General features: G+C 64.3%; 20 protein-coding genes. 15 read left to right on the forward strand and 5 right to left on the reverse strand.

The annotated features are described in order from the left end of the window. Nucleotides 1-35: 35 nt before the first annotated feature. From MF134_RS09950 to MF134_RS09960, 3 genes are all read right to left on the reverse strand, one after another. Nucleotides 36-1,769 (reverse strand): SulP family inorganic anion transporter, encoded by a 1,734-nt coding sequence (locus MF134_RS09950; RefSeq protein WP_255339278.1) that lies wholly within the window; start codon nucleotides 1,767-1,769, stop codon nucleotides 36-38. Nucleotides 1,770-1,899: 130 nt separating this feature from the next. Further along, entirely contained in the window at nucleotides 1,900-2,151 is a 252-nt protein-coding gene (locus MF134_RS09955) for a helix-turn-helix domain-containing protein (RefSeq protein ID WP_255339279.1), read from the reverse strand. Between the two features lie 123 nt (nucleotides 2,152-2,274). Further along, nucleotides 2,275-2,583 carry a BolA family protein gene (locus MF134_RS09960; protein WP_255339280.1) on the reverse strand — a complete coding sequence of 103 codons (309 nt, stop codon included), beginning with the start codon at nucleotides 2,581-2,583 and terminating at the stop codon, nucleotides 2,275-2,277. Between the two features lie 163 nt (nucleotides 2,584-2,746). Here MF134_RS09960 and MF134_RS09965 point away from each other — a divergent pair, with 163 nt between their 5' ends. The 5 genes from MF134_RS09965 (at nucleotide 2,747) to MF134_RS09985 (ending at nucleotide 8,459) form a co-directional block, all read left to right on the forward strand. Further along, nucleotides 2,747-3,355: a J domain-containing protein gene (locus MF134_RS09965; RefSeq protein WP_255339281.1), complete on the forward strand. Its 609-nt coding sequence runs from the start codon at nucleotides 2,747-2,749 to the stop codon at nucleotides 3,353-3,355. Nucleotides 3,356-3,613: 258 nt separating this feature from the next. Beyond that, complete coding sequence (gene cobS, locus MF134_RS09970) at nucleotides 3,614-4,600, forward strand: cobaltochelatase subunit CobS (protein WP_255339282.1); 987 nt, start codon at nucleotides 3,614-3,616, stop codon at nucleotides 4,598-4,600. A 292-nt stretch (nucleotides 4,601-4,892) separates the two neighbouring features. After that, nucleotides 4,893-5,330 (forward strand): calcium-binding protein, encoded by a 438-nt coding sequence (locus tag MF134_RS09975; protein ID WP_255339283.1) that lies wholly within the window; start codon nucleotides 4,893-4,895, stop codon nucleotides 5,328-5,330. A gap of 97 nt (nucleotides 5,331-5,427) precedes the next feature. Next, the gene (gene cobT / locus MF134_RS09980; RefSeq protein WP_255339284.1) at nucleotides 5,428-7,368 is read left to right on the forward strand and encodes a cobaltochelatase subunit CobT; all 1,941 of its coding nucleotides are present in this window, start codon (nucleotides 5,428-5,430) and stop codon (nucleotides 7,366-7,368) included. A 53-nt stretch (nucleotides 7,369-7,421) separates the two neighbouring features. Next, complete coding sequence (locus MF134_RS09985) at nucleotides 7,422-8,459, forward strand: esterase-like activity of phytase family protein (RefSeq protein ID WP_255339285.1); 1,038 nt, start codon at nucleotides 7,422-7,424, stop codon at nucleotides 8,457-8,459. Nucleotides 8,460-8,605: 146 nt separating this feature from the next. Here the strand turns inward: MF134_RS09985 and MF134_RS09990 are convergent, their stop codons facing one another. Further along, complete coding sequence (locus MF134_RS09990; protein WP_255339286.1) at nucleotides 8,606-9,646, reverse strand: glutamine synthetase beta-grasp domain-containing protein; 1,041 nt, start codon at nucleotides 9,644-9,646, stop codon at nucleotides 8,606-8,608. 520 nt (nucleotides 9,647-10,166) lie between these two features. Between MF134_RS09990 and MF134_RS09995 the strand changes: the two genes are divergently transcribed. From MF134_RS09995 to MF134_RS10040, 10 genes are all read left to right on the forward strand, one after another. After that, the gene (locus MF134_RS09995) at nucleotides 10,167-10,364 is read left to right on the forward strand and encodes a DUF2735 domain-containing protein (RefSeq protein ID WP_255339287.1); all 198 of its coding nucleotides are present in this window, start codon (nucleotides 10,167-10,169) and stop codon (nucleotides 10,362-10,364) included. Nucleotides 10,365-10,468: 104 nt separating this feature from the next. Further along, the gene (locus MF134_RS10000) at nucleotides 10,469-11,230 is read left to right on the forward strand and encodes a TlyA family RNA methyltransferase (protein ID WP_255339288.1); all 762 of its coding nucleotides are present in this window, start codon (nucleotides 10,469-10,471) and stop codon (nucleotides 11,228-11,230) included. Between the two features lie 44 nt (nucleotides 11,231-11,274). Then, entirely contained in the window at nucleotides 11,275-12,450 is a 1,176-nt protein-coding gene (locus MF134_RS10005) for a class I SAM-dependent RNA methyltransferase (protein ID WP_255339354.1), read from the forward strand. A 46-nt stretch (nucleotides 12,451-12,496) separates the two neighbouring features. Further along, nucleotides 12,497-13,183 carry a DedA family protein gene (locus MF134_RS10010; protein WP_255339289.1) on the forward strand — a complete coding sequence of 229 codons (687 nt, stop codon included), beginning with the start codon at nucleotides 12,497-12,499 and terminating at the stop codon, nucleotides 13,181-13,183. Nucleotides 13,184-13,284: 101 nt separating this feature from the next. Further along, on the forward strand, nucleotides 13,285-13,893 hold the full coding sequence (locus tag MF134_RS10015; protein ID WP_255339290.1) for a phosphatase: 609 nt from the start codon (nucleotides 13,285-13,287) through the stop codon (nucleotides 13,891-13,893). Nucleotides 13,894-14,032: 139 nt separating this feature from the next. Beyond that, nucleotides 14,033-17,386 carry a helicase-related protein gene (locus MF134_RS10020; RefSeq protein WP_255339291.1) on the forward strand — a complete coding sequence of 1,118 codons (3,354 nt, stop codon included), beginning with the start codon at nucleotides 14,033-14,035 and terminating at the stop codon, nucleotides 17,384-17,386. After that, nucleotides 17,376-17,807 carry an RNA-binding S4 domain-containing protein gene (locus MF134_RS10025; protein ID WP_255339292.1) on the forward strand — a complete coding sequence of 144 codons (432 nt, stop codon included), beginning with the start codon at nucleotides 17,376-17,378 and terminating at the stop codon, nucleotides 17,805-17,807. Before MF134_RS10020 ends, MF134_RS10025 begins: the two co-directional genes overlap by 11 nt. 187 nt (nucleotides 17,808-17,994) lie before the next feature. After that, nucleotides 17,995-18,333, forward strand: a complete 339-nt coding sequence (gene fdxA / locus MF134_RS10030) for a ferredoxin FdxA (protein ID WP_255339293.1) — start codon at nucleotides 17,995-17,997, stop codon at nucleotides 18,331-18,333. A gap of 619 nt (nucleotides 18,334-18,952) precedes the next feature. Continuing rightward, nucleotides 18,953-19,561 carry a CarD family transcriptional regulator gene (locus tag MF134_RS10035; RefSeq protein ID WP_255339294.1) on the forward strand — a complete coding sequence of 203 codons (609 nt, stop codon included), beginning with the start codon at nucleotides 18,953-18,955 and terminating at the stop codon, nucleotides 19,559-19,561. Between the two features lie 338 nt (nucleotides 19,562-19,899). Then, nucleotides 19,900-20,766 (forward strand): RNA polymerase factor sigma-32, encoded by an 867-nt coding sequence (locus MF134_RS10040; protein ID WP_255339295.1) that lies wholly within the window; start codon nucleotides 19,900-19,902, stop codon nucleotides 20,764-20,766. Nucleotides 20,767-20,852: 86 nt separating this feature from the next. Here MF134_RS10040 and MF134_RS10045 read toward each other — a convergent pair whose 3' ends face one another. Next, the gene (locus MF134_RS10045) at nucleotides 20,853-22,916 is read right to left on the reverse strand and encodes an O-linked N-acetylglucosamine transferase, SPINDLY family protein (RefSeq protein ID WP_255339296.1); all 2,064 of its coding nucleotides are present in this window, start codon (nucleotides 22,914-22,916) and stop codon (nucleotides 20,853-20,855) included. Between the last annotated feature and the right edge of the window lie 105 nt (nucleotides 22,917-23,021).

A 23,021-nucleotide genomic window follows, 5' to 3' on the forward strand; every position in this document is an offset into this window, starting at 1 on the left:
GTTTGGTAACCAATTATGCCAGCGAGGCGGCGGGTTCAGGCCGGTCGGGTCCGCAGTTCGGCCCCGCCTTCGTCCACGATCTGATGGGCGAGCTTCAGGGCCGCGTCGAGATCCGGCCGGAACAGGGTCGCGCCGTCCTCCAGGCCCTGCGTGAGCAGAATTCGGCGACTCGCTTCGCCAGCCCCGGCGATGACGACACTTGCGTCCCGGCTCTTGGCCTTGTCGACGAAGCCCAGGACCGTCGCGGCCGCCGAACTGTCGATGAACGGCACTTCGGAGAAATCCAGGACATAGACCTTCGGCCGCTCGGCGATCCGGTCGAGCACCGCGCCGACGCTGGCTGCTGCGCCGAAGAAGAAGGCGCCGGAGATACGGCAGACGAAAATCTCCGGATCGCCCAGCACACGGTCGGAATAGGGCTCCGAACCCTTCTCATAGGTGGAATCGGCTTGATCGGGTGTCGCGATCGCGATGCCGTGGCCCTTGACCGTGACCTCGTTCGCCATGCGGTGCAGGAAAAGAAGGGCACCGAGTCCGAAGCCCACCAGGATGCCCTCCGTGAGATCCCGGAAGACGACGAGCAGGAAGGTCGCGAGCACCACCACGGCGTCGCCGCGCGAGGCTTTGATCAGGGCCCAGAATTCGTGCTTTTCCGCCATGTTCCAGGCGACGAAGAGGAGGACGGCGGCCAGCGCCGCGAGCGGAATGTAGGCGGCGAGGGGCGCTGCCACGAGTACGAAGACCAGCAGGAAGCCGGAATGCAATATGCCTGAGATCGGGCTCTTGGCTCCGGAGCGCACATTGGTCGCGGTGCGGGCGATCGTCCCGGTGACGCAGATCCCGCCGAAGAGCGAGGAGGCGACATTGGCGACCCCTTGCGCGACGAGTTCGCAATTGGAGCGATGGCGCCGGCCGCTCATGGAATCGGCGACGACGGCCGACAACAGGCTTTCGATCGAACCCAGAAGCGCGAAGGAGACGGCGGGCGGCAGGGCCGCCATGACCTTTTCCGCGGACAGATCGGGCAGTGTTGGTGCGGGAAGCGACGAGGGCACGCCGCCGAAGCGGCTGCCGATGGTGGCGATGTCGAACCCGCCGATTGTGGTGAGGAGCGAGGCGGCGACGACCGCGATCAGGAGCACCGGCCAGTGCGGGCGAAACCGTCGCACGATGAGGATCAAGGCGAGCGAGAACAGTGCGATGCCAAGGCTTGCGGGATCCAGCGTGCCGGCAGCCGATGCCAGAGCCGTGAGCTTGTCGACGATCGGGCCCGGCTCGGTGCCGTCGAGCGTCAGGCCAAAGAACTCGCGCAGTTGGGTCGCTGCGATGATGACCGCGATCCCGGAGGTAAAGCCGACGGTGACCGGGTAGGGGATGTATTTGACGAAGGTGCCGAGGCGAAAGATGCCGATCGCGGCGAGGATCAGGCCGGAGAGGAAGGTTGCGAGCACCAGCCCTTCGACACCCTGCGCGGCGACGGTCGCCGAGACGAGCAGGATGAAGGCGCCCGCCGGACCGCCGATCTGGAACCGGCTGCCGCCGAGGAGCGAGACGAAGAAGCCGCCGACGATGGCGGTGATCAGGCCGCGATCCGGCGACACGCCCGACGCGATGGCAATCGCCATCGAAAGGGGCAGCGCCACGATCGCGACGGTGAGCCCCGAGACGAGATCGGCTTTGAAAGCTTCGAGGCGGTAGCCCTCCTTCAGGACCGTCACGAGCTTGGGGGTAAACATTTCGCCGAAACTGGCCGAGCCGACTCCACTCATGGCTCTGACGTCCCTTCAAATTCCCATGCCATTGGCGGCAGGGGGCGACGGATCGGCCGTCGCGGCCTGCCGGGCTTTCGTGGGATCAACCGCGGCAGTTCCGGCCCTTCGCCTCGAAGGACGCGGGACGTCAGCGGGGCTGTTTCAGCCGCACGCCCCGTCCGGTGCCCTCGCTCGGGCGATGCTCGCCGATCAGCTCGATGCCGGCCTCGTCGAGCGCGCTGACGACCTTTTCCAGCGTGTCGACCACGCCGCGCACCGTGCCTTCGCTGCCCTCCATCCGCTGGATGGTGGGCAGCGAGACGCCGGCGAGCGCGGCGAGCTGTCGCTGATCGATCCCGAGCAGGGCGCGGGCGGCCCGCATCTGCGCCGAAGTGATCACAGGGGTTCCATTCTATATGGCATGATAGAAATTTGAAATAGCGATGTTGATGTATGAAACATCATAATGAAGGTTTCATGTCACGACAAGCGGAAGCCTCCACCTCGTGGCATTTTCGGCCTCTCACGTTTTCATCCGGGTCGGTTCGCCCGGTGCGGCCGCTTCGATCGCCAGGGCGTGCACGCCCGCCGCAAGTTCCTCGGCGAGCAACGCGTTGATCGCCCGGTGGCGGGCGATTCGGCTCATCCCGGAGAAGGCCTCGCTGACCAGGCGGACGCGAAAGTGTGTCTCGCCCGACCCGTCGAAGGTGGCGTGATGGTCGCTGTCGGCGTGGTGGTGGCCGGCATGCAGATGGCTTTCGTCGATCACCTGCAGGCCGAGGGGATGAAACGTCTCGGTGAGTTTCCGTTCGATCGCCGCCTTCGTGCTCATTGGCCCCGTCTCCTGTCCTCGTGTTGCCGCCCGTTTTGGTCCGCCCCGCCTCGGCAGAGTTGGTGCGAGGCTTGCGCCGGGTTTCCGGCGGCCAGCCATTTCCGGCATTTTCCGGCCTGTCAATTCTTGTTCGTGGCCGGTGGGAGCCCCATAATCGCCGGCGATGAAGCTCGATTCAAAATATTTCGACGGCATTCGCGTCAAAGGGAAGAGTTCGGCCCGTGCCAAGCCGAAGGCACCGGTCTGTGCCTGGGATGGCTGCGAGGAGGCGGGCGTCTACAAGGCCCCGATGGGACGCGACTATGAGGGGCAGTACCTCAATTTCTGCGTCGACCACGTCCGCCAGTACAACAAGTCCTACAACTACTTCTCGGGCCTCAGCGACGACGTCATTCAGACCTATCTGAAGGACGCGATGACCGGTCATCGTCCGACCTGGTCCATGGGTCGCAATGGGTCGGCCCAGAGTAGCGAGAGGAGTGGCCGCCGACCCACCGGTGCGGGACGCCCGCGCGATCCCTTCGGCCTCTTCGGAGAGGAAGGCGAGCCGCGGCGTGAGGCCCGACGCCCGAAAGTCCGCCCCCTTGAGAAAAAGGCGTTCGAAACCTTGGGGCTCGAACCCAATGCGTCTGGCGAAGCGATCCGCAGGCGCTATAAGGATCTGGTGAAGCAGTTGCACCCGGATGCCAATGGCGGTGACCGGGGGACCGAGGACCGTCTCCGCGAGGTCATTCAGGCCTACAAGCTTTTGAAGCAGTCAGGGCTCTGCTAAGACCCGAGTTCGGGCTGCGGGTGCCGGTCGATTGTCCTTCCCTCGCTCCTCTGTTCCCAAGGGCATGTCCGAGGGCTGGGCGAGGGGCCAAGACGGCGTGAGGCGCTGCAACCCCTTCACGACAGATGCGGTCGCCCTCTGTGCTGCCGCTGACGATTTCCAAGGCCCGGGCGGTGGCGGCATTTCTGCCGACGTGATGGGCGAAGCAGACATTCGGCGCGGGGCAAACCATCCCAGCCGCGCGCCTCTGGAGGTATGATGAGTGCAGCGGAACAGGAAGTGGCCCCCCTCCCGGATGCCACGGTCTCCGTCCGTGAAACCTTCGGTTTCGACAGCGATCTCAAGGTTCCCGCCTTTTCGAAGCGCGATCCGCATGTGCCGGAGATCGACCCGGACTACATCTTCGATAAGCCGACGACGCTGGCGATCCTGGCAGGCTTCGCCAAGAACCGGCGCGTCATGGTCTCCGGCTATCACGGCACCGGCAAGTCGACCCATATCGAGCAGGTCGCGGCAAGGCTGAACTGGCCCTGCGTGCGCGTCAATCTCGACAGCCATGTCAGCCGGATCGATCTCGTCGGCAAGGACGCGATCACCGTGCGCGACGGCATGCAGGTGACCGAATTCCGCGATGGCATCCTGCCTTGGGCCTATCAGAACAATGTCGCTCTGGTCTTCGACGAGTACGACGCCGGCCGCCCTGACGTGATGTTCGTGATCCAGCGCGTCTTGGAATCGTCCGGCCGGCTGACCCTCCTCGATCAGAGCCGGGTGATCCGGCCGCATCCCGCCTTCCGCCTGTTCGCGACCGCCAACACGGTCGGTCTCGGCGACACGACGGGCCTCTATCACGGCACCCAGCAGATCAACCAGGCGCAGATGGACCGCTGGTCGATCGTCACGACGCTGAACTATCTGCCGCACGACACCGAGGTCGGCATCGTTCTGGCGAAGGCCAAGAGCTTCGACACCGAGGAAGGCCGCAAGATCGTCTCGAAGATGGTGCGGGTCGCCGATCTCACTCGCTCGGCCTTCGTCAATGGCGATCTCTCGACCGTCATGAGCCCCAGAACCGTGATCACCTGGGCCGAGAATGCCGAGATCTTCGGCGATGTCGGCTTCGCCTTCCGGCTGACCTTCCTGAACAAGTGCGACGATCTGGAGCGGTCTCTGGTCGCTGAGTTCTATCAGCGGGCGTTTGGGGAGGAATTGCCGGAGAGCGCGGCGAACATCGTGCTGGATTGATGCGGTGTCACTACCCGGCAATAGAGTTCAGTTGGCGGTAATCATGAAGCCCTGATATGGCAAAGCTGCGTGTATCGTGTCAGGGTTTATGAAAATGGTAATACAAGCCAGCATCGACGGATCAAGTCGCACAGTTTTCGTGTCTGGCTCGGCGGCTCGTTCTGATGGCTACTCTCGGGTCGAGATTTTCCGATCGTCTGGCAGCCTTTCGGTTACGGACAATGGTGCGGTCGGCGTCTCCGTTCCTGTCACGGGGCAGGTCTCGCTCGCTCAGCACGTGAATGCGCACGGCGTGGAAGGTGCGGGCGTTTTTGTCAACTGGTACGATCCCCGCAGCAACTGGGTGATCGGCAGCAACCAGGACGATTCCATCTACAGCCAAGGTGGTGGCTATGATGCGGTTCGAAGCGGTGGTGGCGATGACACAGTGGTGACGGGTGACGGCAACGACCGCGTCTATGGTGGTTGGGGCAATGATCGGCTGAACACCGGTGGAGGCGACGATCTCGTCGCGGGTGAGCGCGGCAACGACGAGATCGATGGTGGTGACGGTTCCGACACGCTTCTCTTGAGTGGAAGCCGGGCCGAATACGATCTCAGCATTGTCGACGGGAACTATCGGCTCTCCCACCTGAACGGGGCGGGCCTGGACGGCATCGATACATTCGCCAATATCGAGGCCCTGCAGTTCGCTGATCAGACGGTCGCGCTGGAGGATTGGATCGTCTAGTCTGGCATTTCGGCCCAGGCAAATTACGTTCTCTTAAGGCGATGCGTCGAGTCGCGGATCCTCTGCGGCTCGTTTTTATGACAGGCATGACGTTGAAATGACCGCTGCTTCCACGCCCCGCTCCGGCGACAATAAACGTCCACCCCAGGGCAAGAGCATCGACCGCGAGCCGTTTCGGCGTGCGGTGGCGGGCGCTTTGCGCGCGATTTCCGGCGATCCGGAGATGGAAGTCACCTACGCCGCGGACCGGCCGGGGCTCGCCGGTCACAAGGCGCGGCTGCCGGAACTGCCGAAGCGCGCGACCAAGAACGACGTGTCCGTCACGCGCGGCCTCGCCGATGCCATGGCGCTGAGGAAGGCGCGGCACGACACGCGCCTGCACGCCAGCCTTTCGCCTGACGGCAAGGGCGCTCGCGCCGTCTACGACGCGGTGGAGCAGGCGCGCTGCGAGGCGATCGGCGCCAACGCCATGAGCGGTGTCGGCGACAATCTCGCGGCGATGCTGGAGGACAAGTATTTCCGCTCGAATCTCGCCGACGTGACCGACAAGTCCGAGGCGCCGATCGAAGACGCGGTCGCCATGATGGTGCGTGAGAAGCTGACCGGGCGGCCGATCCCTGAGAGTGCCCGCGCCCTCGTCGATGTCTGGCGGGATTTCGTCGAGGACAAGGCGGGCAAGAATTTCGAGCGCTTGCCCGAGGTTCTGGAGGACCAGCAGGCCTTCGCTCGCGCCATGCGCGACATGCTCGTCTCCCTCGAGATGGCCGAGGAACTCGCCGAGGAAAACCCCAGCGAGGAAGACGAGAACGAAGACGAGGAGCAGGGCGACAACCAGAGCCGCGATTCCGAAGAAAGCGGCTCAGAGAAAGACGCCGGCTCCGAGGAGGCGGAGGCCGAGGAGACCGAGACCGAAGGCGAGAACCAGGAGACGGCGGAAGCCGAATCCTCAGAGGTCACGGCCGAAGACCCCGTCGACGATGACAGCCAGGACACGGAGACGCCGGGCGAATCCCGCCGGCCCAACCAGCCGCTCGATCGCGACGCGCCGCAGTTCGACTACAAGGTCTTCACCAGCCAGTTCGATGAGATGATCGGCGCCGAGGAACTCTGCGACGAGGCGGAGCTCGACCGGCTGCGAGCGTTTCTCGACAAGCAGCTCTCCTCGCTGCAGGGCGTGGTGGGGCGGCTCGCCAACCGTCTGCAACGCCGCCTGATGGCGCAGCAGAACCGCTCCTGGGACTTCGATCTGGAAGAGGGCTATCTCGACACGGCGCGCCTGACGCGTCTTGTCATCGATCCGACCCAGCCGCTCTCCTACAAGATGGAGCGCGACGCCGAGTTCCGCGACACGATCGTCACGCTCCTGATCGACAATTCCGGCTCCATGCGGGGCCGCCCGATCACGGTCGCCGCGACCTGTGCAGACATTCTCGCTCGCACGCTGGAGCGCTGCGGCGTCAAGGTCGAGGTGCTCGGCTTCACGACCCGTGCCTGGAAGGGCGGTCAGTCGCGCGAGGCCTGGCTCAAGGCCGGCAAGCCGGCGAAGCCCGGCCGTCTCAACGATCTGCGCCACATCGTCTACAAATCGGCCGACGCCCCCTGGCGGCGGGCTCGGCGCAATCTCGGCCTGATGATGCGCGAGGGCCTGCTCAAGGAGAATATCGACGGCGAAGCGCTGATCTGGGCGCACAATCGGCTTCTCGCCCGCCCGGAACAGCGGCGGATCCTGATGATGATCTCCGACGGTGCGCCGGTCGACGATTCGACGCTCTCGGTCAATCCGGGCAATTATCTCGAGCGGCATCTGAGGGCGATCATCGAGGAGATCGAGACGCGTTCGCCGGTCGAACTGCTTGCCATCGGTATCGGCCACGACGTGACCCGCTACTATCGCCGGGCCGTCACCATCGTCGATGCCGAGGAGTTGGCCGGTGCGATGACCGAACAGCTGGCCGATCTCTTCGAGGACGAGGATCGGCGCGGCGGTCGCGCGGCCTGGAGCAATTCTCCGCGGCGCCTGGCCAGCGTGGCGCGATGAGGCCATTCCCCGGTTCCGGGAAGGGTAGGGGTTCTGCCAGCCCGGGGCGCCCCATGGGTCGTCATGCCGTCCTGGGTGCGCTCACCGCATTGGTTCTGACAATGATGGCCGACCGGGCCGTTGCCGCCGATCCGGTCTCCGTCGATGCGGAGTTCATCGCGCAATTCGACAAGGGCTCAAAGGAGACCCGTTTCGGCTCGCTCGTATTTCTTGGTGGTCTGGAGTTGTCAGCCAGCGACAGCCGCTTCGCCGGCTTCTCGGCGATCCGGCTCGAAGAGGACGGAGAGCGGTTCCTGGCCGTCTCCGACATGGGCAATTGGCTCGCCGGCCGGATCGAGCGGGACGAGGAGGGGCGGCCGCGCGGCATCGCCGACGCCGAGATGGCACGGTTCATCGGGCTGAACGGTCAGCCGGTGCCGGGCAAGGCGGCGGGCGACGCGGAGTCGCTGGCGATCGCCGACGGCAAGGCCTTTGTTGGCTTCGAACATTTGCACCGCATTTTCGCCTTTCCGCTGAACGGCCTTTACGACGGACGGCCGACAAACGTGCCTCTGCCGATCCCGCGACGCGAGTTGCGGGCGAACGAGGCTTTGGAAACGCTGGCCGCAGCGCCGCCGGCCTCACCGCTCGCGGGCAGCCTCGTCGCGATTGCCGAAAACTCCATCGATCCCGCAGGCAATCTCTTTGCCGGCATCTTCTCGCCGGAGGGAGGGGAGGCGCGCATCTTCAAGGTGCGTCGCGACGAAGGCTGGGCGGTTTCGGACGGCGACTTTATGCTTGATGGTGATCTGCTCCTGCTGGAGCGCCGGTTTCAGGCGTGGTTCGGCGGGCTCGGCATCCGCATCCGCCGCATCGCCGGCGACACGATCCGGCCGGGCGCTCTTGTCGACGGGCCTGTGGTATTCGAGGCGGATCTCGGGCAGGAGATCGACAATCTGGAAGGGCTCGATGTCTGGCAGGACGGGGCGGGGCGCACGCGGCTCACGCTGATTTCCGACGACAACAATTCGATCTTTCAGCGCAATTTGTTGCTCGAGTTCGTCTGGGACGAAGACACGGACGATCATCACGCCGCTGCGGGCGACCGCTGATACGAGCCCGTCCCGCAAATGACCCACACCGTCGGTGAGGGACCCCTTCTTCATGACAATGAAAAACGGCGTGACCTCCGTCGAAGTCACGCCGTCATATCGCTGACTGGAGGTGCCGGCCCGAGAGCCGGCTCCTGAACTCTGTGTCAGGCCGCGGCCTGGGCCTTGTCGCCGGTCGGGACTTCCGAGACCGTCTTCAGGACCTGAGAAGCGATCTGGTAGGGGTCGCCCTGGGAGTTCGGGCGGCGATCCTCGAGATAGCCCTTGTAGTCGTTCTTGACGAAGGAGTGCGGCACGCGGACGGAGGCTCCGCGGTCTGCCACGCCATAGGAGAACTTGTTCCACGGCGCCGTCTCGTGCTTGCCGGTGAGGCGCATGTGGTTGTCCGGCCCGTAGACGGAGATGTGCTCGTCGAGGTTCTTCTCGAACTGCGCCATCAGCTTTTCGAAATACTCCTTGCCGCCGACTTCACGCATATAGGCGGTCGAGAAGTTGCAGTGCATGCCGGAGCCGTTCCAGTCGGTGTCGCCCAGCGGCTTGCAGTGCCACTCGATGTCGACGCCGTACTTCTCGGTCAGGCGGAGCAGCAGGTAACGGGCGATCCACATCTCGTCGGCGGCCTTCTTGGAGCCCTTGCCGAAGATCTGGAATTCCCACTGGCCCTTCGCCACTTCCGCGTTGATGCCCTCGTGGTTGATGCCGGCGGCCAGGCACTGGTCGAGATGTTCCTCGACCATCGTGCGAGCGATGTCGCCGACATTCTTGTAGCCGACGCCGGTGTAGTACTCGCCCTGCGGAGCCGGATAGCCCTGGGCCGGGAAGCCGAGTGGCCGGCCGTCCTTGTAGAAGAAGTACTCCTGCTCGAAGCCGAACCAGGCGCCGTCGTCGTCGAGGATCGTCGCGCGCGAGTTCGAGGGATGCGGCGTCGTGCCATCGGGCATCATGACTTCGCACATGACGAGGACGCCGTTGGTGCGGGCAGGATCGGGATAGACGGCCACGGGCTTCAGAACGCAGTCCGAGCTGGAGCCTTCCGCCTGCATGGTCGACGATCCGTCGAAACCCCAGAGCGGAAGCTCTTCGAGGGTCGGGAAGGATCCGAACTCCTTGATCTGCGTCTTGCCGCGGAGGTTCGGGACGGGCGTGTAGCCATCCAGCCAGATGTACTCGAGCTTATATTTCGTCATGACTGATCTTTCATGAATGGTCGCGGTTGCGCATCGAAACACATGGGCCGACCGCCGCGCGAGGGAGCACGCAGCATGACAGCCACGCCAGAGCGAAGCAGGTTCCGTGCCAAAATCCATGAAGTGCCCGCACCGCGAAGGTTTCGTTCCAAGTTCCGGTGCGATGGTGATCGCCTCGTGGCTCTTTCCGCTTGGGTCCGGCGGAGCTTTGCGCCGCTTCGCAAGTCTACGGAAATGTCAGTCGGCAAAGGTGTTTTGAGGAACCTGATGTGCGGTTCGCACGGTTATCGGGCCGAGAGGATCTCGCGTTTTCCAGTCGCCCGCGAGAGAGCGCGCCGCATCGGCGATGGCTCTGGATTCTTGAAGACGAATGAAGGGCGATCCGCAGGCACCCATTGGTCGTGTCCATATAATAGGCAAAAATCAGATTATTTTTTCAGCATATTGCGTAACGCGTATGCATACATAAACTAAGGACAACAAGGGCTGTGAAAGCACGAAAAGACAAGTGGTGAGAGAAATGGATACCAGAACGACAGAGCACACTGCAGAAATCCTGCAGTTCCCCACAGCGGCCAGACGGACTGCGGTGGCCCAGTCCCGGACACAGTCCGCGGCGCAGGTGCCGGACTTCGTCGAATTCGCGGCCGGCGGCGCGTCCTATCACGAGGCGGCAATCCAGGCTGACGCTCGCGAGCGTAGCGGTAAGGCTCACTGATTTCACAGCTGGCGTTCCTGCCCATGGTGGGAACCGACCGGCTGCCGGTCTGACGCTGTCCGATCTCGCTTGCGCTGGGCGCGATCTCGGCGCATGACCACCGGATGGCGAAAACGAACGATCAGACGATGCGGCTCGATGCCGAGCTCGTGGCGCGTGGGCTTGCGCCGACCCGATCACGAGCGCGGGACGCGGTTCTCCGGGGCCATGTCACGGTCGACGGCCGCGTGGCGACGAAGTCCGGCCTTTCTGTTCGGCCAGGTGCTGAAATCGCCTGCAAAGACCCGGCCAGCGACTACGTGTCGCGCGCGGCTCTCAAGCTGATTGCCGGGCTCGACGGTTTCGAGATCAATGTCAGCGGCCGCACCGCACTGGATATTGGTGCCTCGACCGGTGGCTTCACCCAGGTTCTCCTCGAGCGCGGGGCGGATCATGTGGTAGCGCTCGATGTGGGGCACGACCAGATCGACGGGATGATCGCAGCCGACCCTCGCGTCTCGGTCATCGAGGGTCTGAATGCGCGCGACCTGACCGCGGAACATCTCGGTGGCCGCAGCATCGATCTCCTGGTCTCTGACGTCAGTTTCATTTCCCTGAAGCTTGCCCTGCCACCGGCTATCGGGCTGGCGAAACCAGGTGCCGAGGGCATCTTTCTGGTCAAGCCGCAATTCGAAGCGGGCCGGGACGCGATCGGCAGGGGCGGTCTGCTGCGTGATCCAGCGGATGCGGACAGGATCGCGGCCCAAATGGCGGAATGGCTCGACCAGCAGCCCGGCTGGGAGGCGAGGGGTGTCATTCCGTCGCCGATCGCGGGCGGCGACGGCAATCGCGAATTCCTGCTTTATGGACGAAAGGCGCGCCCGTGAGACTCGTGATCGACAGCCTCGGCGCGAAGGGCGACGGCGTCGCCATGGGGCCGGAGGGGCCGGCCTATGTTCCCTTTTCGCTGCCAGGCGAGACAGTGGAGGTGTGGAGCGCTCCGTCCCGCGACGCCTCGCAGATGACGGTTCTCGCGCCATCGGCCGAGCGGTGCCCGCCTGCCTGCCCGCATTTCGGGGAGTGCGGCGGCTGCGAACTCCAGCATGCGAGTGACGATCTTTATCGGACCTTCAAGCGCGGCCTCGTCGTTTCGGCGCTCCAGCGGGCAGGGATCGAGGCCGACGTCGATGCGCTCGTACCGTGTGCTCCATCGTCCCGCCGCCGGGTGACCCTGACGGCAGTGCGTGCCGGAAGCCGCATTCTTCTCGGCTATCATGCCGCCCGGTCGAATCGCGTCGTGGCGATCGAGGCCTGCCCCATCGCGGTCCCGGCGATCGTCGAGGCGCTTCCCTTTCTCAGGGACCTCGCAGCCGTCTTCATCGACCGCAAGCGACCGCTGAAGCTGCTGGTCACCGCGACGACGGCCGGGCTCGATGTGGCCCTGTCGGATGCGGCCCGTCTCACCGAAGCGAACCGCCAGAAGGGCGTCAGCCTTGCTTTGAAGGAGGGGATCGCGCGGCTGTCGCTTGCCGGCGAAACCCTCCTCAAGACGCGGCCGCCGCTGGTCGACTTCGGCGGCCTCGCGGTCGAACCGCCACCGGGTGCCTTCCTTCAGGCGGTGGCGACAGCCGAAGCTGCCATGGCCGAACGGGTGGCGGCGCATATTGATGGCGCGAAACGGGTGGCGGATCTGTTTTCCGGCTGCGGCACGTTTTCGCTGCGGCTCGCTCGAAGTGCGGCAGTTCATGCCGTCGAGGCCGAGCCCTTGGCTTTGGCGGCCCAGGATCAGGCCCATCGTGGAGCCTCCGGTCTGAAGCCTTTGACCACCGAGCGGCGCGATCTCTTTCGCAGGCCCTTGCCGGCCAAGGAGCTCAAACGTTTCGACGCCGTCGTCTTCGATCCGCCGCGCGCGGGCGCGGAAGGCGTGGCGCGCGAACTGGCAGCATCCTCGGTCGGCCGGGTTGCCGCTGTGTCCTGCAATCCCGTCACGCTGGGGCGCGACCTGAAGATTCTCATGGATAGCGGCTATCGGCTGACCGCGGTCACTCCGATCGATCAGTTCCTGTGGTCGCACCATGTCGAGGCCGTGGCGCTCCTTAAACGCTAGCCGGCGAGAAAGCTCACCGCGACGACTTGTCGTCGGGACGAAAGCCATGCAAGCCAACGGGCGAGCCGCTGCCGATTTACAGATCCGGACCTTCGTGACCGATTATCTCGCCCATTACGGCTATGCCTTCCTGTTTCTGGTGGTGCTGCTGGAATCGACCGGTCTGCCGCTTCCTGGCGAGAGCCTCGTCGTCGCAGGCGGCCTCCTGGCCGGTGAGGGGACGTTCAACATCTTTCTCGTGCTTCTGACGGCCTGGGCTGGCTCGGTCGTCGGCGACAATCTCGGCTATGCCGTCGGGCGTCGCTACGGGCGGAAGATCGTCGTGCGGTGGGGCGAGCGTTTCGGTCTGGGCGAAAAGCGCTTCAAGATGGTCGAGGAGCGGTTCCAGGAATATGGCTTCGCCGTTGTCCTCGTCGCCCGCTTCGTCATCATTCTGCGCCAGTTGAACGGCTTCGTCGCCGGCACGATGCACATGAACTGGGGCGTCTTTCTCCTCTACAATTCCATCAGTGCCGCGCTCTGGTCCCTTGCCTATGGCGGCCTCGCCTATGCCTTCGGCACCGCGTTTCAGAAGCTCTTCGAGGGATATTCGACTTGGCCGCTCTACGTCGCCGCCGTTGTTGTCTGCCTGATCGGATGTGTCGGCACTTACAAATTCCTGTTTCGCCGCACCGACGAAGACGAGGACGGGGAAGAGAGCTCACACGCGCCGGTCGAAAATGGCCGGTCGTAACGACCGGGTTTCGTGGATAGCCAGGAACGCGTATTCCCAAATCCGGTCAGAGCAGCCATTATCCTGTCTCGAAATGGAACCCGCGCCGCCGGGAGGGGCCTTTGGCGATCGCTTTTCACGTCCTCAATGCGCCGGGGCAGCACCAGAACGGCTGGCCGGGTCGCATGCTGGTCTGCGGGCAGTCGGAAGCGCGAAGATTTCACGGCGAACTGGCGCCGACCCATGTCCTGTCCATCAAGACGCCCGGCCGAAACTATCTCGGGCCGAAGGATGTGGCTCCGGAAAACCACTGGATGTTCGAATTCGACGATGTCGACGAGCCGGGGCTTGCCGGCGCGCCGACCGCGGAAGAGGTCGACGAGATCATCGCCCGGGTCGCTACGTTGCCGGCTGATGCGAAGCTCCTGATCCATGGCCTGCAAAGCGTGAGGCGCGCCCCTGCGGTGGCTCTCGGTATTCTCGCCACCCTCGTCGCGCCGACGGATGCAGCGGCGGCGCTCGTGCCGTTCTGCCGGCATGCGCCTGATCCCAACCGGCTCGTGGTCGATTTGTTCGATAGCGCCCTTGGCCGCGACGGAGCACTGCGGGCGGCTTGCGACGCGCGTTTCGTCGCCAGCAGCTCGACATTGCAGCGCCGGAGCGAGGCTGATTCGTCGTCCTTCGACTTCGACATGCTCGCCGCGGCCGATCGGCAGACGGCGAAAGGTTGATCTTCTTTTTCTAGCGCTTTCGCGCGGGCTTTTGCGGCCCTCCGCGGCGATGGCGGTTTCGCTTTTGAGATCCGGACATTAGGTAAGCGGATAGACGACGGTCCCTTGCCGGACCGCACGCGAGCAAGACGACGGGTGCATGACCCAACAGTTTCAGGCCTCACGCCAGCTTTCGCCGACGCGCGATCATTTCGATTCTTCGAACGTTACCGCCGTTCTCGGCCCGACCAATACGGGCAAGACCTATCTGGCGATCGAGCGAATGATCGCCCATGCTTCCGGGACGATCGGCCTGCCGCTGCGTCTGCTCGCCCGGGAGGTCTATCAGAAGGTCTGCGACCGGGTGGGCGTCGGCGCCGTCGCACTGATCACCGGCGAAGAGAAGATCAAGCCGCCGAACGCCCGCTATTTCGTCTGCACGGTCGAAGCCATGCCGCGGGTGCCAGGCACGCATTTCGTGGCGATCGACGAGGTGCAGCTCGCCAATGATCTCGAACGCGGCCATGTCTTTTCCGATCGCATTCTGACGGCACGGGGCTTTCAGGAGACACTGCTTCTCGGCTCGTCGACCATGCAAGGGGTGCTGCAGCAACTTCTGCCGGGCGTGACCATGACCACCCGGCCGCGCCTGTCGAACCTCACCTATGCCGGCTCGAAGAAGATCACCCGCCTGCCGCGACGCAGCGCCATCGTCGCGTTCTCCGCTGACGAGGTCTACGCTATCGCCGAGCTGATCCGCCGCCAACGGGGCGGAGCGGCTGTCGTCCTGGGCGCGCTCAGCCCGCGCACCCGCAACGCCCAGGTGGAGCTCTATCAGACCGGCGAGGTGGACTATCTGATCGCGACCGACGCCATTGGCATGGGCCTCAATCTCGATGTCGATCACGTCGCCTTCGCACAGGACTGGAAGTTCGACGGCTACCAATATCGACAGCTGACGCCGGCCGAGCTTGGCCAGATCGCCGGGCGCGCCGGGCGGCATGTCCGCGACGGCACCTTCGGCGTGACGGGACGGGTCGATCCACTGTCCGACGAACTGGTGGAAGCTGTCGAGGGGCACGCGTTTGCGCCGGTCCGCGTTCTGCAATGGCGCAGCGGCGATCTCGACTTCGCTTCGATCGACGATCTGAAGGCGAGCTTGGAACGTCCGCCGCCGAGCGATGCGCTCACCAAAGCGCTGCCGGCTGTCGATCAGCGTGCGCTGGAATTCCTTTCCAGGGACTCCGAAATCACCGGCAAGGCGCGCGGCGCCCGGCGTGTCGAAATGCTGTGGGAAACCTGCAAGCTGCCGGATTATCGCCGCATCGCGCCGGCCCAGCATGCCGAGATCATTGCCACCATCTACAACGACCTTGCCGACAACGGCCATGTCTCGGAAGATTACATGGCCGCCCAGGTGCGCCGGGCCGATCGGACCGAGGGCGATCTCGATACCTTGTCCCAGAGGATCGCCGAAATCAGGACCTGGACCTATATATCGCATCGGCCGGATTGGTTGGCCGATCCGACACACTGGCAGGAAAAGACGCGTGACATCGAAGACCGTCTTTCCGACGCACTTCACGACAGGTTGACGAAACGCTTCGTAGACCGCAGGACAAGCGTCTTGACGAAGCGGCTGAGAGAGAACGCATTCATGGAAGCCGAGATCGCCAGCGACGGCACGGTCATGGTCGAAGGCCATGCCGTGGGTGAACTGCAGGGATTCAGGTTCTCGCCCGACACCAAGGCGGAGGGAGCCGACGGACGTGCCGTGCGTGCGGCCGCCCAGAAGGCGCTATCGGGCGAGTTCGAGAAGCGGGCCGAGCGGTTTGCCAACGCGCCGAACGGCGATCTGGCGCTGGGCTCGGACGGTCTTGTGCGCTGGCTGGGCGCGCCGGTCGCGACGCTCACCGCCGGCGAAGAGCCGCTGAAGCCGCGGCTCGTGCTCCTGGCCGACGACCAGCTGACGGGCCCGATGCGCGACAAGGTCGCTCACCGTGCCGAACGTTTCGTCACCTATCAGATCTCGACGCTTCTGAAGCCCCTTGTCGACCTCCAGACCGCTGAAGGTCTCGACGGCATTGCGCGAGGCCTTGCGTACCGGCTGGTGGAGAATTTCGGCGTGCTCCAACGCCGGGATGTGGCCGAAGAGGTCCGCGGCCTCGACCAGCAGGCCCGGGCGGCGCTGCGACGCTGCGGCGTGCGCTTCGGTGCCTACCACATCTTCGTCCCGACCCTGATCAAACCCGCGCCGGCGAGCCTGCTGACGCTGCTCTGGGCGATCCAGAACGACGGCCGGGAGCGGCCGGGCTTCGGCGACGTCACCCATCTTCTGTCGACCGGCCGCACGTCGGCCGTGGCCGATACGAGTTTCGATCCGGTCTTCTACCGCCTGGCCGGCTATCGCCTGCTCGGGCGTCGCGCCGTGCGCGTCGACATTCTCGAGCGGCTGGCCGATCTCATCCGTCCGGCGCTCTCCTGGAAGCCGGGAACCGGCAAGCGGCCCGACGGCGGCTTCAACGGGGCTCAGTTCCTGGTGACGCCGCCTATGATGTCCATTCTGGGCGCCACCGCCGACGACATGGACGAGATCCTCAAGGGTCTCGGCTATCGACCCCAGACGATGGATGCCACTGCGGTCGAGGGCGAACTCCAGCGGCTGGACGCCGAAGCCGCCGCTCGCGAGGAAGCGGAAAAGGCGGAAGCCGCCCGAAAGGCTGCCGAAGCCGCTCAGGCGAGCGCGGACGCGGCGGCCGCCGCTTCGGCCGAGAGCCCCGGCGATCGTGCTGCGGCCGAGGCCGCTGCGGATGCCATCGTCGGCTCCACCGCGGATCCAACTTCCGACGCGCCGCAGACCTCTGCGGCGGACACCGCTGAGGAGGTCGCCGTCGAATCGCCGGTGCTTTCCGATGCCCAGAGCGTCGATGCGACCGATCTTCAGGCCCCGGCGGAGGCACCCCAGGTCCAGGTCGAGGCAGCCGAGGACCAGCTGGCGGTCGAGACCGCGGTCGAGGCCGGGGTGACCGACGCGCCCGACGAGGCGCAGGAAGCTGCCGCTGCTGGTGACGCGACGGGCCAGCCGGTATCCGAGCCGTCCGCCGAAATTGCTTCCGCTGAAGGCGAGAGCGCGGCCGAGACCCCAGCGCCCGCCGAGTCCCCGGCTGCCGCGGAGACGCCGGCCGAGCCGGCCGAACCGCGTGTCGTTCAGGTCTGGCGGCCGCATCGCGGCGGCGATCGCAACGCGGCTCAGAACCGGCAGGGACGCCGCCCGCGGCGTCAGGGGCAGGGCGAGCAGGCCGGCGGCGCGCAGGAGCGCGGCGATCGCTTCGAGGGGAAGAAGCGGCCGCAGAAGGATTTCAAGAAGAATCGCCCCGATCGCGGCAAGGAGGGCGGCGGCAACCGTCGTTCCGACAATGCGCCTGGCAAGGGTCCGGGAAAAGGGCCCCAGCGCGTCGACCCGGATTCGCCCTTCGCCAAACTCGCGGCCCTGAAGGAAAAGCTTGGTCGCTGAGGCGGATAAGCCCGTTGGGGAAGTCGGCGCGGGCGGGGCGAGCCAGCGGGTCGACAAATGGCTCTTCTTCGCGCGGATCGTCAAATCCCGCACGCTGGCCCAGAAGCTCGTCCAGTCGGGCGGTGTGCGGGTGAACCGGGACAAGATCGACAATCCGGCCCGTCAGGTGCGGGTGGGCGATACGCTGACCATCTCCTATGCTCGGGCCGTCCGAGTCCTGACGATTCGCCAGCCGGGGCTTCGGCGCGGCCCGGCGCCCGAAGCGGCGACGCTCTACGAAGAGATTGTTCCCGCAACGCCGGACAAAGACGACAATCCGTCGTCCCGCGGTCCGGCCGCGGCACCCGAGGCCGGGGCAGGGCGCCCGTCCAAGAAGGATCGCCGGGCGTTGCAGCGCCTGAAGCAGGGCGAGGCGGGCTGAGACGCCGGCCCGGCCCGCTCAGCATTTGAAACAGCTTTGCCGAAATGCACCATTTGACGACAAGCTTTGCGCTTGCATGGGCAAGGGGGAGTGGCTACGTCCACCCACGAATGATGCGACTGCCGTCGTCCAGGCAGGCGCGCGCATGACACGGCTGCCCGTCAGCGGCTGTTCGAGAGGATGTTGAATGACCTACGTCGTGACCGACAATTGCATTCGGTGCAAATACATGGACTGCGTCGAGGTGTGTCCGGTGGATTGCTTCTACGAGGGAGACAACATGCTCGTCATCCATCCTGACGAGTGCATCGACTGCGGAGTCTGCGAGCCCGAATGCCCCGCCGAGGCGATCAAGCCCGACACCGAGCCCGACCTCGAGAAATGGCTGACGGTCAATGCGGAATATGCCGACAAGTGGCCGAACATCACCGTCAAGCGCGAAGCGCCCGAGGATGCCGAGAAATACGACGGTGAAGCGGGCAAGTTCGAGAAGTACTTCTCGGCAGAGCCCGGCCAGGGGGACTGAGCGCGGCTTCCGCGTGATCTAGTCGGGATCGGCTTGGTCGGTGCAGCCTCGCGAAGGTCGCCGTGAGCCTGGTTCAGGGCTGCGGCTGCCCATCGCACAGGACTTGCGATGCCATCTCATGAGCGGCCGCAGTTGCATCGTGAGAACGACCGGACTTGGCGTCCAAGGGTGGTCCGGCTGTGCCGGCTATGATCGATCACGCTTCTCGGATAGCCACTCTGCTGCAAATGTGAGCGGCGACGGGACATCAGCTAACCGGATTCGTCCCAAAATCAGACGAATCCGGTTGTTGCGCTGCACATTGCTGGCAGACACCCGAAATCCTTGAATTTTTCCGCAGAATATCGTAAGCTACGGGCACAGTCGGGCGTAAGGCGCAAAACGTCACCCCAATCGGCGCTCGCAGGTTTCCGGAAGGATGCTCTCCCACTCGCAACCATGTCGGCGGTTCTCGAAGATGAACCGTTCCGTTCATGCGTCTTGCCAGCAGGGGCGTCTTTCGACGGCCGACTGCGGTCTGTCGACCCCGACGGGGTCGGCGCAAATCGGTGGCCGGTTCGCCACCGCCCGTGTCTAGCGGCTGTCATGGCCGGACACAACAGGGAGTTAGAAAAAGCGTATGAGCAGTCAGAAAAAGGCAACGGCCAGCCAGGGTTTCAAGACGGGCGAGAGCATCGTTTACCCGGCTCACGGCGTTGGGCAGATTGTCGCGATCGAAGAGCAGGTCGTTGCGGGGATGACCCTCGAACTGTTCGTCATCGATTTCGAGAAGGACAAGATGCGCCTGAAGGTTCCGGTTGCCAAAGCGAAGTCGGTCGGCATGCGCAAGCTGTCCGAGACCGATTTCGTCGATCGTGCGCTGAAGGTTGTCCAGGGCCGTGCCCGCGTGAAGAAGACCATGTGGAGCCGCCGCGCTCAGGAATACGACGCCAAGATCAATTCCGGCGACCTGATCCAGATCGCGGAAGTCGTGCGCGACCTCTACCGCGCCGAGAGCCAGCCCGAGCAGTCCTATTCCGAGCGGCAGCTTTATGAAGCCGCGCTCGGCCGCATGGCTCGCGAACTGGCGGCGGTCAACGAGGTCTCCGAGACCGAGGCTGTGCGCCTGATCGAAGTGAACCTCAACAAGGGTCCGAAGCGCGGCGCCAAGGCCGAGGCGGATGAATCCGAGGCCGAGGGCGACAGCGAAAGCGAAGAGGTCGACGAGACCCAGGAGCGCGCCGCCTGAGCGCGATGCGTCGCGGCGTTTCCTGAGGCTCGAAGCCGACCTCTCCCGCGCTGGAGTGGGATCGGCAATTCCCTCGAACGGCGGAGACCACCAGAAAAAGACCGGCCAGCCTTTTCGGCGGCCGGTCTTTTTTTTATCGGTCGGCGATGTTACAAGTATGAAACGTGAGCGTTATCTGAATGAAACGCTTGCCTTTTTCGCTTCCCCTTCTACATCGCCGCAAAAAGTTTGCCCTTTTGGGAACGTTTGGATCATGTCCGCGTTAACCGAGGACCCGGGGCGTGTGTCCACGCGCGCCAGACGCATCACAAGCCGTTCTGATCGACCGGAGGGTTCTCATGAAATCTCAGTCTGCTCGTCGCACCATGATCCGTGCCGCGATGGCCGCTCCCTATCTCCAGCGAGAGGAAGAATACGAGCTGGCGGTCCGCTGGAAGGAACAGGGCGACCAGGAGGCCCTGCATAAGATCACCTCGGCGCATATGCGCCTGGTGATTTCCATGGCATCCAAGTTCCGCCATTTCGGTTTGCCGATGAGCGATCTCATCCAGGAAGGCCATGTCGGTCTTCTCGAAGCGGCGGCGCGTTTCGAGCCTGAACGGGAAGTGCGGTTCTCCACATACGCGACCTGGTGGATCCGCGCCTCTATCCAGGATTACATCCTGCGCAACTGGTCGATCGTGCGCGGCGGCACCTCTTCCGCCCAGAAGGCACTCTTCTTCAATCTGCGCCGGCTGCGGGCCCGCCTCAGCCAGGGCTCCGAAAGCATCTCCGGTTCGGCGATGTATCGCGAGATCGCGACGGCCCTGAAGGTTTCCGAGGGCGATGTCGCGTTGATGGATTCGCGCCTGTCGGGGCCGGACTCGTCGCTCAACGCGCCGCTGATCGAGGATGAATCCGGAAGTGCCGATCGCCAGGACTTCCTGGTTTCCGATGCGCCCCTGCCGGACGAGATGGTCTCGAGCTCGATCGACGACGAGCGCCGCGTCACATGGCTGAACACGGCGCTGGATGTGTTGTCGGAGCGCGAGCTCAAGATCATCCGCGAGCGCCGGCTTCAGGACGACGGTGCCACGCTGGAAGCGCTTGGCACGAAGCTGGGCATCTCCAAGGAGCGGGTTCGTCAGATCGAGACGCGGGCGCTGGAGAAGCTGCGGGTCGCTCTTCTGGAGACGAATGGCGACCGGACGGCCTATGTGAGCTGACGCGGCTGCCAACCAGCTGATTCATGAGGAATGTGCAGCGCCGGTGGGCCGAAGGGCCAGCCGGCGCTGTTTTGTTCGGAGAAACCTCAGCCTGCCGCCAGTCGGAGGGGATTCTCGTCTGTGGAATCTTCCCCAACAGAAAGGGCCTGCGGTGGCAGGCCGGCGGCATGGCGTTCATGGACCAGACGGTAGGCGCGTTCGAGATTGCGCGTGTAGCGCTCGCTCTGAAACAGTGGCGTGGTCAGGCGGTTTTGGGCAAGCTTTTCGCGCAAGGTGGCGTGCTTCTCACGGTCACGGGCGATCTCGAGCGCCAACTGCTCATAGGCTTCGTCGCTTTTCGTGATCAGTTCAGGCAGCCCGATCGCCGTCAGGACGCTGGCGGCGACCCGTGCCGCGAACTGGTCGCCGATCCGGGTCAGGACAGGCAGGCCTGCCCAGAGCGCGTCACTGGCCGTCGTGTGAGCGTTGACGACAAAGGTGTCGAGGAACAGGTCGGCAAGTCCTTGTCGTGCAAGATGGCTGGCGTGATCGGTCTTTTCGGCAAAGACAATGCGATCCGGATCGATGCCGTAGCGCGCCGCGGCCTGCTTCAGATTGCTCTCGGCCTCGGAATGAGACCGGAGAAGCCAAAGGCAGCTGCCCTCGACCCTTCGTAGGAGACGCATCCAGATCGCGAATTCTCGCGGCGTGATCTTGTAGGTCCCATTGAAGCAGCAGAAGACGAAGCCGGATGGAGGCAGGCCGAAATCCTCGCGGGTCAGGGAGGTGTCGGGGATCGCGCGCGTGTCGTCCGTCGCCTGATAGGTATGGGGCAGGCGGATGATCGCTTCGCTGTAGTGCTTCTCCAGATCGGGTGGGATGATCACGGGATCGGCGACGAGATAGTCGATGGCAGGCGCCCCCATCGTCGCCGGGTAGCCGAGATAGCTGATCTGGATCGGCGCTGCGCGGTGGAAGAAGATGCCCGGCCGCGAGTTCTTGGTGAACCCCTTGAGATCGACCGCGATGTCGAGACCGTCGGCTCGGGCGCGCTCGGCAATCTCACGGTCCGTGAGCGCACGGACATCGTCGAACCGGCTCACTGATTTCTTCAGGTCCGCCGTGATCCTTTCGTCCGTTTCAGTGCCGAAGGAATACAGGAGGATATCAAAGGCATCGCGGTCGTGATGGGCGAAGACCTGTGACATCAGGCACATGGTGGCATGGGAGTGGAAGTCGGCCGAGAAGTAACCGACCCTGATCCGATTTGATTGCCCGGAGACCAGCGGCGAAGGGAGCGGTTCTGAAGCAGTGAACCGTTCCACCCATCGCTCCGACCGCCGGCGCTGACGCGCCGGCGCATCTTCCAGCGCCAAGGTCGTGAACGGGTCGACCGCCTCAGTCGTCAGGCCGAGGTTTTCGAGGTCCTGACTGTACATCTCGAAGCGTTGCCAGTCGCACAGATGGGCGAGTTGATGCAGGAGATAGGCACGCGCCTTGCCGTGACCGGGCGAAAGCTCCAGCGTCCGGATGAAGTTTGCGACGGCTTCGTCGGCGTTTCCCATCATCTGATGGGTGCCGGCGATATTGTAGAACAGGTCGGGATCGTCCCTGGCGACGCGCGCCGCCTCGCCATAATGCGTCAGCGCCTCGTCATACCGATGCTGATCGCGCAGAAGGCCGCCGAGGTTCGTCCGCGCGCCGGCATGGGTCGGCGAGAGCGCGATCGCTTTCTCGAACGCGGCGCGCGCATCATTCTTGCGGTTCTGCGCCTTGAGAACGACACCCAGATTGTTGTGCGCGTCGGCATCCTGAGGGTTGGCCGCGACGGCGTTCCGGAAATTCTCCATCGCCGCGTCGAGGCGACCAAGACTCTTGTTGGCGCTGCCCAGGATGTTCCACAGGGTTGCCGAGCGGGGATAGGTCTTGGCCAGCACCGCGCCGCGCAGCGTCACGGCGCCGAAGTCGCCGCGATGATAAAGTGCTGCCAGTTCGTTCAAGCTTTCGATCGGCGGATCGAAGGCCCGTCCGCGCAAGGCTTCCAGCCCCTTTTGAGCGCGCTGGTTCTGCGGAAACCTGGCAAGGATGCTGGTATAGAGGCCGATCGCTTCGGCGAACTCGCCATTCTTTTCGTGGCGCCTGGCCTGAGCAATCAGCTTGTCGAGTTTCATCGTCTCACGCAGTGGGGATAGGGCATGGGTGCCCCAAGGCTAGCGTGAGCCTCTTGCATCTGGCTGACTTCGAGCCCCTCGGCCCCTGACCGGTTGGGGCAAAAG

Origin of the sequence: Jiella marina (assembly GCF_024359545.1) — a bacterium.
Classification (GTDB): domain Bacteria; phylum Pseudomonadota; class Alphaproteobacteria; order Rhizobiales; family Rhizobiaceae; genus Jiella.

Bases quoted from the DNA above. Each gene is read 5' to 3' on its own strand.
- MF134_RS09950 (WP_255339278.1), bottom strand. From the start codon at position 1,769: ATGAGTGGAGTCGGCTCGGCCAGTTTCGGCGAAATGTTTACCCCCAAG.
- MF134_RS09960 (WP_255339280.1), bottom strand. From the start codon at position 2,583: ATGAGCACGAAGGCGGCGATCGAACGGAAACTCACCGAGACGTTTCAT.
- MF134_RS09965 (WP_255339281.1), top strand. From the start codon at position 2,747: ATGAAGCTCGATTCAAAATATTTCGACGGCATTCGCGTCAAAGGGAAG.
- cobS (WP_255339282.1), top strand. From the start codon at position 3,614: ATGAGTGCAGCGGAACAGGAAGTGGCCCCCCTCCCGGATGCCACGGTC.
- cobT (WP_255339284.1), top strand. From the start codon at position 5,428: ATGACCGCTGCTTCCACGCCCCGCTCCGGCGACAATAAACGTCCACCC.
- MF134_RS09985 (WP_255339285.1), top strand. From the start codon at position 7,422: ATGGGTCGTCATGCCGTCCTGGGTGCGCTCACCGCATTGGTTCTGACA.
- MF134_RS09990 (WP_255339286.1), bottom strand. From the start codon at position 9,646: ATGACGAAATATAAGCTCGAGTACATCTGGCTGGATGGCTACACGCCC.
- MF134_RS09995 (WP_255339287.1), top strand. From the start codon at position 10,167: ATGGATACCAGAACGACAGAGCACACTGCAGAAATCCTGCAGTTCCCC.
- MF134_RS10000 (WP_255339288.1), top strand. From the start codon at position 10,469: ATGGCGAAAACGAACGATCAGACGATGCGGCTCGATGCCGAGCTCGTG.
- MF134_RS10005 (WP_255339354.1), top strand. From the start codon at position 11,275: ATGGGGCCGGAGGGGCCGGCCTATGTTCCCTTTTCGCTGCCAGGCGAG.
- MF134_RS10010 (WP_255339289.1), top strand. From the start codon at position 12,497: ATGCAAGCCAACGGGCGAGCCGCTGCCGATTTACAGATCCGGACCTTC.
- MF134_RS10020 (WP_255339291.1), top strand. From the start codon at position 14,033: ATGACCCAACAGTTTCAGGCCTCACGCCAGCTTTCGCCGACGCGCGAT.
- fdxA (WP_255339293.1), top strand. From the start codon at position 17,995: ATGACCTACGTCGTGACCGACAATTGCATTCGGTGCAAATACATGGAC.
- MF134_RS10035 (WP_255339294.1), top strand. From the start codon at position 18,953: ATGAGCAGTCAGAAAAAGGCAACGGCCAGCCAGGGTTTCAAGACGGGC.
- MF134_RS10040 (WP_255339295.1), top strand. From the start codon at position 19,900: ATGAAATCTCAGTCTGCTCGTCGCACCATGATCCGTGCCGCGATGGCC.
- MF134_RS10045 (WP_255339296.1), bottom strand. From the start codon at position 22,916: ATGAAACTCGACAAGCTGATTGCTCAGGCCAGGCGCCACGAAAAGAAT.